Origin of the sequence: Nostoc sp. JL34, assembly GCF_017114945.1 — a bacterium.
Lineage (GTDB): Bacteria > Cyanobacteriota > Cyanobacteriia > Cyanobacteriales > Nostocaceae > Nostoc.
On the sequence record NZ_JABXKQ010000176.1, the window covers coordinates 16,773 to 29,493 of the forward strand.

The 12,721-nt window shown below is 41.0% G+C and carries 10 protein-coding genes; 3 read left to right on the forward strand and 7 right to left on the reverse strand.

The window, feature by feature from the left end:
- Positions 1-58: 58 nt before the first annotated feature.
- Both HWQ44_RS31920 and HWQ44_RS31925 read right to left on the reverse strand, forming a co-directional pair.
- Positions 59-4,291 carry a chemotaxis protein CheB gene (locus tag HWQ44_RS31920; RefSeq protein WP_292726255.1) on the reverse strand — a complete coding sequence of 1,411 codons (4,233 nt, stop codon included), beginning with the start codon at positions 4,289-4,291 and terminating at the stop codon, positions 59-61.
- Between the two features lie 698 nt (positions 4,292-4,989).
- On the reverse strand, positions 4,990-6,018 hold the full coding sequence (locus tag HWQ44_RS31925) for an IS630 family transposase (protein WP_292726267.1): 1,029 nt from the start codon (positions 6,016-6,018) through the stop codon (positions 4,990-4,992).
- Positions 6,019-6,231: 213 nt separating this feature from the next.
- Between HWQ44_RS31925 and HWQ44_RS33730 the strand changes: the two genes are divergently transcribed.
- A complete protein-coding gene (locus HWQ44_RS33730) occupies positions 6,232-6,378 on the forward strand; it encodes a GUN4 domain-containing protein (RefSeq protein ID WP_366931411.1) in 147 nt (48 codons plus the stop codon).
- Between the two features lie 259 nt (positions 6,379-6,637).
- Here HWQ44_RS33730 and HWQ44_RS31930 read toward each other — a convergent pair whose 3' ends face one another.
- From HWQ44_RS31930 to HWQ44_RS31945, 4 genes are all read right to left on the reverse strand, one after another.
- Entirely contained in the window at positions 6,638-8,557 is a 1,920-nt protein-coding gene (locus HWQ44_RS31930) for an iron uptake porin (protein WP_292726268.1), read from the reverse strand.
- A 548-nt stretch (positions 8,558-9,105) separates the two neighbouring features.
- A complete protein-coding gene (locus HWQ44_RS31935; protein ID WP_292726257.1) occupies positions 9,106-9,621 on the reverse strand; it encodes a hypothetical protein in 516 nt (171 codons plus the stop codon).
- A gap of 247 nt (positions 9,622-9,868) precedes the next feature.
- Positions 9,869-10,627, reverse strand: a complete 759-nt coding sequence (locus HWQ44_RS31940; protein ID WP_292726258.1) for an isoprenyl transferase — start codon at positions 10,625-10,627, stop codon at positions 9,869-9,871.
- Positions 10,628-10,650: 23 nt separating this feature from the next.
- Positions 10,651-11,586, reverse strand: a complete 936-nt coding sequence (locus HWQ44_RS31945; RefSeq protein WP_292726261.1) for a ferritin-like domain-containing protein — start codon at positions 11,584-11,586, stop codon at positions 10,651-10,653.
- A gap of 343 nt (positions 11,587-11,929) precedes the next feature.
- Here HWQ44_RS31945 and HWQ44_RS31950 point away from each other — a divergent pair, with 343 nt between their 5' ends.
- A complete protein-coding gene (locus tag HWQ44_RS31950; protein ID WP_292726263.1) occupies positions 11,930-12,073 on the forward strand; it encodes a hypothetical protein in 144 nt (47 codons plus the stop codon).
- 90 nt (positions 12,074-12,163) lie between these two features.
- Here HWQ44_RS31950 and HWQ44_RS31955 read toward each other — a convergent pair whose 3' ends face one another.
- The gene (locus tag HWQ44_RS31955; RefSeq protein WP_335048053.1) at positions 12,164-12,391 is read right to left on the reverse strand and encodes a hypothetical protein; all 228 of its coding nucleotides are present in this window, start codon (positions 12,389-12,391) and stop codon (positions 12,164-12,166) included.
- A gap of 158 nt (positions 12,392-12,549) precedes the next feature.
- On the opposite strand from HWQ44_RS31955, the gene HWQ44_RS31960 reads away from it, so the two are divergent.
- The gene (locus HWQ44_RS31960; RefSeq protein WP_292726265.1) at positions 12,550-12,675 is read left to right on the forward strand and encodes a hypothetical protein; all 126 of its coding nucleotides are present in this window, start codon (positions 12,550-12,552) and stop codon (positions 12,673-12,675) included.
- The last annotated feature ends 46 nt before the right edge of the window (positions 12,676-12,721 follow it).

The following is a 12,721-nucleotide window of genomic DNA, read 5'->3' on the forward strand; positions in this document are numbered from 1 at the left end:
TTTTTTAGTTTCTCATAATTAAAATTAGTTGCTCTGTACCTCAATTACGAATTAAGAATTACGAATTATCTGTGCCTCGTCCACTCAAATTTGCAATCATCAATACCAATTCAGTAAGGTCAATCGGTTTAGCTAGATGCATTTGGAAACCAGCATCAATTGCCCTTTGCCGCTCTTGCTCGGTGGCATAGGCAGTGATTGCTGCTGCTGGAATTTGTCCCCCAGCTTCAGCTTCAAACGCTCTCACCTGACGAATCAGGGAAAAACCATCCTCCTCTGGCATCCCAATATCTGCTAGAAGCACATCATATTTCCCAGGAGATTCAGTTAAAGTAGCGATCGCTTCCCTTGCCGATGTCACAATTACTACTTCAGCCCCGAAGTCTTCTAACATCCACTTTAGTAAGTCGCGGCTATCGGCTTGATCGTCTACAGCCAAGATACATAACCCTTCAAGGGTAAGGGATGGATTTTTACCATTTAATGTATCCAGAGTCTGTGACAAAACGCTCGACTCTAAATAAGTTGGCGGTGTAATCTCCGGTGGCATTGAGCGCAGAGGCAGCCTAACGGTGATCGTGGTTCCTAGTCCCTCGCCTGGACTTTGCGCTTGAACTGTTCCACCGTGAAGTTCTACAACATGACGGACGATTGACAAGCCTAATCCAAGTCCCTGAGTTGTTTTGCTGCTGCTGGAATCTCCTTGACGGAAGCGGTCGAAAACATAAGGCAGCAAGTCTGCCCGGATGCCAATTCCTGTGTCGCTGACTCGAATTTCAGCATGAGTATATACAGCTTCGAGCATAATTCCCACTCGCCCACTGGCTGGAGTGAACTTAATCGCGTTAGAAAGTAAATTCCACAGAACTTGCTGTAAGCGATCAAAATCTCCGACAACTGTCGCCGAGTTCAACTGTGAAATAATTTGAATGCTTTTCGCCTCTGCGGAAAATTCGATAGACTCAATGGCGGCATCCACTACTGAAACTAGATCGATTAGACGAGTGTTTAAATGAAGCTTGCCACTCGTAATTCGTGAGACATCCAGCATATCATCGATTAACTGAGCTTGCACCTTAGCACTCCGCTCGATCACTTCCCAGGCACGAGTGACTGCTGAAGAATCTAAATTGCGGGTGCGGAAAAGTTGCGTCCATCCCAGTATAGTATTAAGCGGGTTACGAAGTTCATGGGAGAGGTTCGACAGGAATTCATCTTTGGCTCGGTTGGCAATTTGGGCCTGTTGACGGGCTGACTGCTCCTGTGCTAATAGCTTAGATCGCTCTAACTCAAACTGTTTGCGATCGCTAATATCTTCAATCGCCAGCAAAATCCTTTGGGCATCTCCCTGTTGAATAATTTTCCAACCATTGAGCAGCATGGTTTTCTGCCCAATCTGCTCAACACGATGCTCTATCTCCAAGTTTTGAATACTGGTATCGTTGGCGAGAATGTCTTCTAAGAGCGATCGCAGTTCGGGCATGTTCCATTGACCGTTCCCTAGTTCAAAAATCAGAGATTGGGCTGTCTCTGATGGTGAAACCTGAAATGTTTCATAAAACGAGCGATTGGCTTTGTTCACCCGCAAATCAGAATCAAGGACGATTAACGGCACTTGTACCGTCTCCACAATCGCTTCAGCATAATTTCTGGCTTGTTCTAAGGTTGCGGCACTGCGTTTAAGAACATCAATATCTATTAACACCAACACTACACCGTCAATCTTGTTTTCTGTGGTGCGATAAGGACGGATGCGGAGGTTGTACCAATGTCCCCCCAGAGTTTGGACTTCTAATTCTTTGATGCTGAGTGTGTCAAGAACCTCCAAAATTAGAGTTTCTAACTCAGGAACATCGAGATTTGCTCTGATGTCGCTCAAAGGTCGTCCAGCATCGGCGGGAATCAAATTGAAAAGTCGCTGCGCCATTGGCGTAAAACGTCGAATGCGTAAGTCCAAAGTCAATATCAAAATGGGAATATTAATACTGGCAAGCAAATTCGTGAGATCGTTGTTAACTTGGTGTAATTCCAGATTTCGACTACGAAGTTCTTCATTAGTGGTGTTGAGTTCTTCGTTGGTTGCTTGAATCTCTTCTTTGGCAGTTTCTAGCTCCTCATTGGTGCTTTGCAACTCTTCATTACTCGACAGGATTTCTTCATTGGCAACTTTCAGGTCTTGATTGATATGCTCCTGCTCTTGGATCACCGCTTGTAGATATTCTTGAGTTGCAGCCCGCTCTTGGATGGCGGTTGCAAGTTCAAGCTTTAGCTGAACAATCTCCTGCGCTAAGTCTGACTGCTCTGCGCTCTCAGGATTTACTGTGCTGGGGTTGTTAATTGTGAGTGGGGCTGATTCAAATAAAACCAGAAAGTAGAGTTCTTCGCCAGTCCCAGGGTTGAATGGAATCACCTCAAGATTGATGATTTTTGAAAGATCGCCCTCTTCAATTCGTAACCCTTCTCTTCTAACTAGAATTTTTTGCCGTTGTGCCTGATAAATTGTCGCCCGTAGCTCGATGAGCAAGCCTTGGCGCACCATTTTGAATAAGTTAAGACTCGGTTTCCCAGGTGCAAGTTTGAGGTAGAGATCGATTTCTCCCCGAAATTGCAGCACGTCCATCTTGTCGTTGATTACTACACCCACTGGGGCATAGCGATTCAAGATTAGTTGGTCAGTTTTTTTCTCTAAGTCCAACTCATCCGATGGATTCTCATTGGTCGGCTTTGATTCGTCCACTTTTACTATCGGATAATTGCTGGTAATGAACGAAAAAGTTGGACGAATTGCAGTTAGCTTTTTGGTATAGATTTTATACTTTTTGTCAATCTGAATAAACAAATCCGAATATTTACCTGTGCTTTCTGAAGTCCCTAGCAGCAAGAAGCCAGTCGGATTAAGACTGTAATGAAAGATGGGCAATATCCGTTTTTGCAACGTTTCGTCCAAGTAAATCAGTACATTCCGGCAGCTAATTAAATCTAAGTTAGAAAACGGGGGATCGCTGCCCAAGTCTTGTCGGGCAAACACACACAGTTCGCGCACAGCTTTACTAATTTGATATCCACCGCCCTCAAGGGCATTAAAAAATCTGCGGCGGCTCTCTGGTGAGACTTCCACCATTTGATTCTCTGCATAAATACCCGATCTTGCTTTGTCAATCGCTATCTCGCTGATGTCTGTGGCAAAAATCTGGATCGGCGGCGAGGTTACTTTATTTGACAAAAACTCCAGCAAGGAGATGGCAATGGAATACACTTCTTCGCCCGTCGAACACCCAGCTACCCAAATCCGAATCGGCAACTCTGCTGATTTTTTCTGGATGATGGTAGGAAAGACTCGCTCTTTCAACAGTTCAAATGCTTCGGGATCGCGGAAAAAATGGGTGACGTGGATCAGAATTTCTTCATAGAGCGCCTTGACTTCACCCGGATTCTTTTGCAAATACTCGGCATAATCCTCCAAGCGTTCTAGTTTATACAACAGCATTCGGCGCTGGATTCGGCGATCGAGGGTGTTGGGTTTGTAGTGGCTGAAGTCAACGCCAGTTTGCGATCGCAATAATACAAATATAGTCGCCAGGGCATCTCCCTGTTCGGGCAACTTCTCAACTGCGATCGGTGGCAAAGAGTTAGCAATAAAAGGATTGCGACTGAGGTTTACCAGTTCCTCGGCGATTTTTTGCGGCGGTAGCACAAAATCCACATTGCCGGTGGCAACAGCAGTATTGGGCATACTATCGAATTTTGCCGTGTCTTCACACTGAGCAAAAGTCACGCCTCCAGCTGCCTTGATTGCCTTCAACCCTAGCGAACCGTCTCCATCCGCCCCAGATAGAACAACTGCGATCGCTTTGCGCCCTCGATCTGCTGCCAAGGAAGTAAAGAACGCATCACCAGGCATATATTTACCCTGAACTTTCTCTCGCGGCAGGAGCTGCAACACTCCATTAGATAAGATCATCTTAGTGTTAGGCGGAATAATGTAGACCTGGTTCGGTTCTACAGTCACGCCGTCTTGCACTTCAGTGACGGGCATTTGAGTTGTTCTTGCCAGAATTTCGCTCAATAGACTCTTGTGCTTAGGGTCTAAGTGTTGAATCAGCACAAATGCCATCCCTGTATCAGTAAGCAAATGCCTGAGTACCTCCGTAAATGCCTCTAATCCACCAGCAGAGGCGGCAATGCCAACGATGGGAAATAAAGCATCTATATTGTCTTGCTGATCTATGTCGAACGCTTCATTCGCGGTAGATTCAGATACAGGTTGCTCAGAGGGTTGATCGGATGTCATAGGATGAATTTTAGTACTGCAATGGTTTGGCAGCTAAGGTTTATATTTTAAGTTGGTTTACCAAATAAAAGTAGGAGGCAGGAAGAAAATATATTTTTTGACCGTTGCTACTTTCTTAACAGCACTAATTTTATTTATGAAAAACAAAAAAATATTTATCTGAATATTCAACAAATATAAACTATAAACAATTTTAATTTTTCTGAATCTAAATCACTACCAGAAATTCTAAAAATAGAATAAATACAATCCTAATAATTTCGCTATTTAAAATTAAAAATAATTGAGTTGAAACACAGATTTTATAGTTACTTTAGGACTCATATTTGATTTCTGAAAATATTCAGAACACATCTATATCCTTCCTTTTCTGTTCCCTCAGCAATCAAGTGAATTCAATAATTAAATCCGATTTCGATAGTTGATTTACTAAACATTAACTTTATCAACAGTGTTTAGCATAACATCCTCTTGTTAGAGTTTATGTTTGAATAGATGTTTTAATAGCGTATATCTCATATAAGATGCATATTTTATTAAAATTTTTCTGATATAGAAACATTTAAATTATTCCGATGAGCGATAACTTTTCCCTGAAGGGGTAGGGCGAACGCATCTAAATATTAAGAATTGATAATCAAGGTGAAATTCTCCAACACTCCACCAGACAAAAAATTGCAGGAACTACTATAGCAATCCTATTTGAGATCCGAACAGGGTTCATACTGATGCAGCTTGGGAAAATCAAATTCTTGGTGATTGGTGAAGAACTTAAACAGCCACTTGACAACAGAAAAAGATTTGCACAAATGCCAATACTTTCTCAAAAAGTTTTTGGTCTGTAACCAAACATCTTCTACAGGATTTTGTTCAGGGGCATTAGGGGCAAATCGAATACAAGTAATTTGCCACTGATCTGGTTGATGGTGATCGTTAACGCTTGACAAAAACTTTTTAACTTCATCCGACCTATGATAACTAGCTCCATCCCAAATTAAAGCAATTCTTTTTCCGGGACGTTGGTTTTGTAGATACTTAATGAAATTTACTGTACTTGATGAATTTCCAGTCGGATACTCGTGAACGATAAACTCTTGTGTTTTATAATCTAATGCTCCAAAATAAGTTTGTTTATCTTTAATATTTTTAATGAGAATTTCAATTCTGATATCTGTCTTTCCCAAAACGTATCCGCAGACATCATTTGCAAGTAAATGGCACTCATCCACAAAAAAGACAACTAGATGTCCTGACTCTATCTCAGCTTGGTTCTGAGTCAGAAAATTGATAATTTCTTCCCTCTTGATTTTGACCAAATCTGGATTGAAATTCGGGTTGATTTTCTGAGATTTATTCCAACTAATCTTTGCCGATGACAGCAAATCATAGTAGCTTTGTTTTGATTGATAAATGACACCATAATTCTCATCTAGATAATTCACCAATTCATCTATATTGCAATACTCTTTTTCTCTCAACCATGTGATAATTTCTGTATGTTGTTCTGTTGTTAAATAACTCTTCGCACCTTTATAACCTAACTTGATACCGTCTATTCCTTCAGCTTCAAATCTTTGTTTCCAATTTGTAATACAAGACTTATTCATTCCCACAAGTTTAGTAATCTGAGAGTATGGTTCACCCTGTAACACCATTTTTACTGCTATTGCCCGTTTAAGTTCTCTCGCTTCTGGATGACTGTGAATGAACTCTGTTAAAATTCCTATTCTCTCTGATTTTTGTTGTTGTTCTAGTAAAAAGTTCTTCATCGGTATAATCTGTCATCAAGGCTTTAGTATAAACGTACCATAAGTTTGTATCTCATTTAGGATTGCTATAGTAGAACAAAAATGGCAGGAAGCTGATAAAGAAACCTATTCTACTCTACTATGCTCAAAATATGTGAGCGTGAAGAAGAAGGCTGATTAGATGATGGAGAAATTAAAAGGTTTCCTCGTCATGACCTTTATATTATTATTAATAACTTCTGGGTTCAATATAGTGAAGGCAAATTTGGTTTTAGCGTCCAACAACGTATTTGGCAAGCCAAAAAAGATTGTAAGCGCTTTGCTTATAAAGTTGGATAGCTAACAAGTCTTGCCAATAGTCAATGGGTTAAATATGAAGAATATACTTTCAGCTTAGACGCACCTAAAGGACACTTTCCATCTATATCTCGGTTAGTGGGTTTAGATTCTACAAACCTTGGTGGGGTTCTGCATCGAGTAAAGATTTTTTTGTCACGATACTAGTCAGATAGGGCAATATTTTTATGACTGTGAACTTTGTTACCCAATCTCAAAATCCCCCAATTTATTGGGGGATTTTGACCATACTTCCAATCTCTTAAAACGTAAAAGTAGTCCGAAGTACACCTACAGTCGTAGTCTCATTGTTGCCGTTACCTTCTGGGTTAAAGAGAACAAACGCACCAGGGGTAATGCTGATATTATCGCTAACTTGAAGGCGATAATAGGCTTCTAAATGGTAAGGAGTCGCCCGATTGTCGCCTGTGGGCGTAAGTTGAGCAGAACCACCAGTATCACTACGGAAAAGCGGCTGACCAAAAAGAATCCCAGCAGTATTTCCTGACTTGAATAAATCTCTGAAGTGAACTCCCGCCATCCAACTTGTAAAGGTAGTGGAAGCATTCACGCTATTGGAAGCAGCATCAACAAATATGGCTGCACCGTAGCCAGATAAGGCTATCTTGGGAGACAATCGCCATGTTAGCGTACCCCCAACAGAGTTGAGTGTGACCGGTGTTCCAGCTCCAACCCCTGCTAAAGCACCGATATCACTACTAACTAATCCTGTACCCAAAATATTGATTTCGTGATAACTGTGGGCATAGTTTAAACCAATATCCAGAGCAGGACTTGGCTTGAAGGTTAACTGTGTGGCAATAATACTACTACCACTAAATAAACCTGCTCCCAAAGGTGTAGTAGAAACTCCTGGTACTGCCTCATTAGCAGATTTTTCGGGTAAATTGGCATTTACACTGCCGTATAAAGCTCTTAAATCCAAATTTGGCGAAATATTAAAAATAAATCCCGCCGCCGATGCTAAACCAGTACCCGAAGTTCCACCAGAAACCCGTAGCACAGGATTTAAGCCGGCGAAACGAGATATTGACTCTTGTCCTTCACCATAAAAAGGCGTAATTACTGGGAAAGCATCTGATGTTTCCGCCGCAGTTCCCGCAAACAAGGTTAATTTATTAGCGACGGGAAAAATATACAGCAATTTGTAAAGCTGAATGCTGTTTGCGCCAACGCTCGACAAAGTATTGACATTTAACCCCGGAAATTGCGGCTCAAAACTGGTACGAGCGCTACTAGAACTTAAAAGCGGCGAAGCTAATCCTAAACTTTGTTGCAGGCTACCCTGTCCATCGACTCCACCCAAAAAGTTATAGGCTTGCAATCCAGTAATTAATGAATCTTTACCAGTAAAGCTAGTGGTGAGATTTAACCGCACTCTATTGACTAGGATGATGTTCGGGTCACTGTCATTAGGAGCGCCACCGCTAGCACCAACACCAGCAATAATTACCTCACCATTGAGTTTAGTAGTTGTAGAAAACTGATTTGCTTCTAGTTCTGCTGTGCGAGCTTCTACAGCATCTACTCGACCCCGCAATGTTGCCAATTCCGCCGCAAATTGTTCTTGTAGTTTCTGCAACGTAGCTAAATCTTCTTTTTTGACCAAATCACCAGTTGCAGTCGCAATTAGTTCGTTGATTCGATCTAAACAAGCATTTAAGCCAGCAGCAAATTCATAGCGAGTCATCGCCCGATTACCACGATAGGTTTGATTGGGATAACCTGCGATACAACCATAGCGCTCGACTAAAGATTGGAGTGCCTGAAAAGCCCAATCAGTCGGCTGTACATCAGACAATTGCGATACGGATGTTACTTGTGCAAGTTTGTATGAGGATGGAGATGAACTTGCAAACTGTGGTGTGATTGACTGCCAAAAGTTAACAGCAGAATCTACTTCTAAATGTTGATTTTTTTGCTGTTGATTGATTGAGGGTAAATTTTTTTGAGTTTCATTAGCTATCAGCAATTTACTGGAGATATTATTTGCTAAATTGCTTTGATGAGAATCATTTTTTTGATAGCTGCCGTCATCTTGATTAACAGCTACGTTTTTATCTGCAATTTCTAAACTAGGAAGGGCTTGCACAGGTGATAACCCGGCAATTAAACATAAGAATCCCATCCCACTAGCAGAAGCTAGTAGATATTTTGCCATCATAACTCCCAACACCGATAAAATAGTGGAAAAATTAATTGCGATTTTAAAATGAATTGATAAGTAAATCTAAAGTAAATTTAGCAAGAGAGTCTTGTTAACTTTAAATTTTGATATCAGGATTTTTTCTGAATTAACTTACCAGAACATCAGCTTATATCGCAAGTATTAAATTATAGTAAATACTATTTTTGGAAAGAATTAACAACAAGTTATATTGATAGTTTTTATAGTTACGATAGTAAATCGTAAATGGTTTGTGAACAGTAGGTTCCGTAGGATGCTTGATTCATAGTACTTCCAAATTTTCTCTGTTCAAATTTAAAATTGGATTGCTATATTGACAAAATAATAATTAAATAAGCCTGATTTTGTGATAATGAATATAGATATTGAGCCGAGGATTTTGGCTCAATACCTACCAAAGAATAATTTACTCAAAAAAAATTAAGAGCCTGCGATCGCTGCTCAATTTGGGTGTAAGCTAAGATCGGGAAAAAACAGCATATTGTAGTCCACGATTTCTCTGATTGAGATATTTCAAGTATTCAATCCCACCAATAACAAACAACGACCGCATCACAATCTTGCTGAACATCCTCACCCCATAGCGCTCCTTCCAATCTAGTTCTCAGTCGGCGCTTCAGGCGCAAACCATAATCTTCATTCGTGCCATCACTTACCTCTACTGAATCAGCTCGCCATTTTTTGCCTAAGTCTAAAAGCTCTGACACTTTTGTGTCTTGGTTCTCTGTCAGAATGTACAGTGTATCGGCAGGATAGGCAATGAAATGGATGATGCTGGTTTCAGGCATGGGACGATAGTTTGCCATTGCAAGTAGGGTATCGACCATACCACCAAAGCTTAAACCGTTTTCATCTGGTGCAAAGATTGGTTTTGTGAAGAGAAAGCTTGACCAGAAATTTCTGTGGTTGGAAAGGTCAGTAATTACCTCTTCGCCATCAAACTCATTGAACCGACGCTGCCAAACCAAAGCAGCAAAGAGTTCTTGGGGAGAATGGGATTCTGCAATTGATTGGATTTTGCCTAAATCAAGCATCATATTGACGGTAAGTAATATTTTTAACAAAACATTTGTAACTACCCTTGCAGTTTATTTACCCAGTGCCTGCTATTCTTATAGTTACTTCGGTCTGTCATAGCAGATAGATTATCCTCGATAATGTTTTATTTGTGAGCGCTCATATACCATCGTGGTAATGTGGGTGCTTTTACTTTATCAAGAAAGGCAGAAGGAATATTTCCCTCTGCCTCCTACTTTCTTCACGTGATGTCTGATGTTTGGTACACTAAGCTGATAATGAAGCTTTAACTTGACCAAAACGGCGATCGCGATTTTGGTAGCTCAACAAAGCCTGATGAAATGCTTCTCGATTAAAATCTGGCCAAAAAATATCGGTGAAATACATCTCTGTATACGCCATTTGCCACAAAAGAAAATTACTCAATCGCATCTCACCACTAGTACGAATCAGTAAATCGGGTTCTGGAGTATCTGCTGTATAGAGGTGTTGTTCTACAAGACTTTCATTCACTTGTTCCGCACTGAGTTCACCCTGTTCCACGAGTTGAGCTAGTTGACGGCAAACTCTGGTAATTTCGTTGCGGCTACCATAGTTGACTGCAACAGTAAAGTGGATTGCTTGATTGTTCAATGTCTCTGCCATTGAACGTTCCATTTCCGTCTGTAGAGATTTGGGTAAAGCCGATAAATCTCCAATAAACGAGATTCGTACACCTTCTTGATGCATTTGAGCCAACTCGCGGTGTAGTAATCGTTCAAACAAATGCATCAGAAAATCCACTTCTTCAATGGGACGCTGCCAATTTTCTGTTGAGAAAGCATAGGCTGTCAACGCTTTAACTCCCCAATCCTTGCAGCAACGCAATAGTTCTTTGAGTGTTTTTGCTCCTTGGCGATGTCCAGCAATGCGCGGTAATCCTCGACTGGTTGCCCATCGGCCGTTACCATCCATGATGACAGCGATATGTTGGGGGATTTTTTGAGGGTTTAAATCTGTGGGTAATTTTGATTTGTCATTTGTCATTTGTCATTTATCCTTTGTTTTGACTAATTAGTTTCAAATAAATTTTGTAAGTACTCTGGTGTGAGGGTGTTGTTCCAACTCCACAGGCGATACATTGTGTAAGTGAAGGTGAAGAGGAGAGTTGTTTTGTTGGTTAATGACCAAGCATTCCAGTTGAGGGTAGCCATCATGCGGCGGAGAGTACGCATCAAGTTGTTACGCTGATAGTTTGGCGATCGCGTTTTGATCAGTGTGCGTCCAATTCGCACCAACCCAGTATCAGGGAAAGCCCAGACTCCAAACCCCCAGAATTTGGTCATGTGGTTGATTTCATCCTGTGCTAGTTCCTCTAGAACATCCTGGAGTGCGCCAGTGGTGTGAGCCATCAACCAAATATAAAGACAGGTAGCACCGTATTCTGTGGCAATGCGGTGTAAGCCGTGGCGATATAAGTCTTCGTGAGCGTCATCTGTAGGGAGATAGCTTCTAACAGCCCGAAGTTTTGGGGTAATTTTCTCGCCTGTTAATTGGGTGTAGACTTTGATTAATGCAGGTGTGTGCTGACGTTCTTCCTTTTCCCACAAACCAAGTTCCAGCAAGTCGCCATCTCTACCGACTGTTCCACCAACAAACCGAGCCATCAGAGGATGCAATTTTTCTAAATACTGGCGACTGGTTTGGGTATAGCCGCGAATAGGAGCTTCTGTATCCATTGCACCTATCAATATAGATAGAAATACTTCTGCGTCTAAGCTGATAATTTGATTGCGGTTAATTGTTTGCCAGTCAATGGGTTTCCAGGGACGCGGTTGGGGATTGGCAAACTGTATCAGTAAATCTTGCAGGCGATCGTGTAGTTTTTTGACTGCAATATATCTGTCTATGAGGGAACGAATGCGGCGCTGTGTTTGTAAGTAATGAGGACTGGGATAGCTTTTACCTGCTAAGTCTGCTGTGATTGGGCTGAGGGTATTAAGCATATTTTTATACTTAAATTTTTATCTCTATGCCCAATAGCCTAAGCGATCGCACTATCGTTTGTCAGTCGGCTGAAGTCGGCAGTTTTATGTGATTCAGTTGGAAGCGTCAAGGAAAAAGTCGGATTTAAATTGTGCTGATTTGATATTGAGGATGAGCTAATCACATCAAAACAAAAATCTGATGTATAAAAAAACAATGTGCTTTTTAAGCTTTTAACACATATGCATATTATCTTTACGAGTTATCTAGAAAAATTAGAATTTTTGCTGAGGTGGTTTTCCGTTTTTAGGTTCACGATAGAAAAGAGTCTTACAAGCTATTTATTTAGAGGGAAGTAAGAAAATGTCTAAAACACCAAAGCTACCAAAGCCACCAAAGCCACCCAAGGCATTTAAAACACCTAAAGTAAAAGTTGTTAAAGGCTACATCAAGAAAGATGGAACTTTTGTCAACCCTTACATTAAAGGAATGCCTAAATTTAACTAGTTCTCTTTATTTCAGGTATGTCAGCCCTCATCCTAAAATTTATAGGTAAGGGCTAATCTATTGTTAATAACAAATATGAGTAATCGCCCCTTATGCTTCTGGTAAATCCCCAAATTGCTGACGGTAACGCTCAAGTTGTTGTTGTACTAATTCTAATTGCTGGCGAGTTTGCTGCTCAACTTCTTCTGAAGTTTGATAGCGCTTTCCTTGTTGGTTGTACCAATACAAAACCTGACGCTGGATATTACCAGATACATATTGCGATCGCCCGATTCCCAAACCAATTTCTGGCATCCAAAAGGGTTCACCAATTTGCAATTGATAGCTACCACCTACTAAGCGATAAACTTCAAAAGGTTGGTGGCGGTCTCTTTGCCAATACTCTGGATTATAAATAATGTAGTACAGTATGAGTTTTATTCTAGACGATTCGACGCGGACGATATACTTTAGGTAAACGTTCTAAGTTAGTGGCGATGAAGAATTTTGATATTCAGCTAGATGAAGAATATGCTCAAAAGCTTGCTTACATTCAACAGGAGGCTGACCAAGATACAGTAGAAGCAATTAAGTCTTCGATTGAACTGCGCTATCAGGGTTAGCGCGTCTCAAACCCTATTGACAGGGGGATTATGGCAGAGGTACTGA